General features: G+C 71.5%; 1 protein-coding gene and 2 pseudogenes. All 3 read right to left on the bottom strand.

Annotated features, from left to right (window positions below):
• Window positions 1-347 (bottom strand): annotated as a pseudogene (locus tag AB0K43_RS31310) (ABC transporter permease); the annotation flags it as partial.
• The gene (locus AB0K43_RS31305) at window positions 344-1,909 is read right to left on the bottom strand and encodes a sugar ABC transporter ATP-binding protein (protein ID WP_363645792.1); all 1,566 of its coding nucleotides are present in this window, start codon (window positions 1,907-1,909) and stop codon (window positions 344-346) included. The pseudogene AB0K43_RS31310 and the gene AB0K43_RS31305, both read right to left, overlap by 4 nt.
• Window positions 1,910-2,129: 220 nt before the next feature.
• Window positions 2,130-2,438: pseudogene (locus tag AB0K43_RS31300) on the bottom strand (sugar ABC transporter substrate-binding protein); the annotation flags it as partial.

The following is a 2,438-nucleotide window of genomic DNA, read 5'->3' as shown; positions in this document are numbered from 1 at the left end:
CCGGCGAAGGGGTTGGCGCCGGTGGAGGTGAAGGCCATGGCGCTGACCACGGAGGCGACGCCGGCCTGGGAGCCGACGGAGATGTCGAGGCCGCCACAGATGATCACGACGGTCTGCACCACGGCGAGCAGGCCGGTGATGGTGGCGGCCTCCGCGATCACCTGCATGTTCGACACGGAGAGGTAGTTGTCGTTCAGCACCCCGAACAGGGCCAGCACGACCACCAGGGCGCCGATCAGGCTGAGGTTCTGCCCGCCGACCGAGGCCAGCAGCGAGCTGCCGGGCTCCTTGCGCCGATGCGGGACGCCGTTCTTCGTGGACGGCGGGGTAGCGGTCGTGGTGCTCATACGGAGGCTCCAGGAATGAGGGTGGTGGCGATGTCGTCGGCCATGGCGAGCTTGAGGATCGCTTCCTCGTTCGCCTCGGCGCGGCTCAGCTCGCCGGTGATGCGGCCGTTCTGCATGACGACGACGCGGTCGGCGAGGCCGAGGACCTCGGGCAGTTCGGAGGAGATGACCAGGACGGCGATCCCGTCCTGGGCGAGGTCGGCGATGATCTGGTAGATCTCGGCCTTGGCCCCGACGTCGATACCGCGGGTGGGCTCGTCCAGGATCAGCACCTTGGGCTTGCGGGCGAGCCAGCGGGCGAGGACGACCTTCTGCTGGTTGCCGCCGGAGAGCTTGCGGACCTCGTGCTCGATGGACGGGGTGCGCACCCGCAGGCGGTCGGTGTACTGCTGGGCGAGCTCCCGCTCGGCGCCGCGCTTGACGAAGCGGAAGCGGCGCAGCCGTTCCAGCACCACGGTGGAGGTGTTGTCGCGGATCGAGCGGTGCAGGAACAGCGCCTGGGCCTTGCGTTCCTCGGGGGCCAGGCCCAGCCCGGCCCGGATCACGGCGCCGGGCTTGCCCGAGGGCAGGCGCCGGCCGTCGAGGGTGACGGTACCGGCGTGGATGGGCAGGTCACCGGCGAGGGCGAGGGCGAGTTCGGAGCGGCCGGCGCCGATCAGACCGGCGAGACCGACGACCTCACCGGCGTGGATCTGCAGGTCGATGTCGCGTACGGCATCGGTCGTCACCCCGCGGACGTCGAGGACCAGGCGGTCGGTGGCGACGTGCCGGCGGGTGAACATCGAGGACAGGTCGCGGCCGACCATCAGGCGCACCAGCTCGCCCTCGGTGGTGGTGGCCGCGTCCTGGACACCGGCGAGCGCGCCGTCGCGCAGCACGGCGATGCGGTCGGCGAGTTGGAAGATCTCCTGCATACGGTGGGAGACGTAGACGACCGCGGTGCCCTGATCGCGCAGCCGGCGGATGAGCGCGAAGAGCGCGTCCACCTCGTGCTCGGAGAGCGAGGAGGTGGGCTCGTCGAAGGCGATCACCTTGGCGTCGCCGGTCAGGGCGCGCATGATCTCGACCAGCTGGCGCTGGGCGGGGGTGAGCTGGGAGCCGAGCAGGTCCGGGTCGAGGACCTTGTCGAAGCCCAGACGCCGGAGGTCGGCGGTGATGCGGCGGCGCAGTTCGGCCCGGTCGAGGCGGCGGCCGGCGGCGCGGGGCAGGGCGCCGGCGTAGACGTTCTCGGCGACCGAGACGTGCGGGATGATCTCGGGTTCCTGCGGGATGATCCGGATGCCCGCGCGGCGGGCGTCGGTCGGCGAGGACAGCACGACGGGCTGTCCGTCGAGGACGACGTGCCCTTCGGTGGGCTGGTGGTCGCCGGTGAGGATCTTCAGCAGGGTGGACTTGCCCGCGCCGTTCTCCCCCATCAGGGCGGTGACCTGCCCGGCCGGGAAGTCGAGGGTCACCCCACCGAGCGCCTGGACCGCCCCGAAGCGCTTGGAGACCTGTTGCACGCCGGCGCTCCCGGCGGTGGGCGGGCGGGGATCCGGGTTCACGGCAGGAGCTGGACTCATCGAGGTCACCTTGGCGTCGTGCGGGAGGGTCGGGAAGGGCAAGCGGTCGGTGCGCGGTGGCGGCCCGGCCACCGGGGTGGAGTTCGGGCCCGGGTGAGGCCGGGTCGTCCGGTCTCACGGTGTGGCGGTGGGGGTGCCCTCCCGGGCCTGGCGGGGCAGCCGTCGGGCCCGGGAGAACACCGAGGCCGGCCATGGGGGAGCCGACCCGATCGGTGGAGCGTCAGTTGCAGGTGACGCCGGCGGTCTTCCAGGTGGTGGCGTCGACCATGGTGGTGGGGGCGAAGGCCTCGGCGGGGAAGTCCTTGGAGTTCTTGAGCTTGTCGTACATGGTCTGGACGGCCAGGGCGCCGACGTCCTTGCCGTTGATGAACAGGGCGGCCTTCATGCCGGTGGGCTTGTCGCCGCTCCAGTTCTTGCAGGCGAGGTAGGCGCCGAGGCCGACGCCGATCACGTGGTCGGCGCCGATACCGGCGTTCTGCAGGGCGGTGACGCCGCCCTGGACGTTCTCGTCGTTGCAGCCCCAGAGCAC

The sequence above is a fragment of the Kitasatospora sp. NPDC049258 genome, assembly GCF_040678895.1.
Taxonomy (GTDB): domain Bacteria; phylum Actinomycetota; class Actinomycetes; order Streptomycetales; family Streptomycetaceae; genus Kitasatospora.
The sequence above is the reverse complement of the archived record's forward strand: the minus strand, read 5'-3'. Positions and strand labels throughout refer to the sequence as shown.

Coding starts and splice junctions, on each gene's coding strand:
- AB0K43_RS31305 (WP_363645792.1), bottom strand. CDS start 1,909: ATGAGTCCAGCTCCTGCCGTGAACCCGGATCCCCGCCCGCCCACCGCC.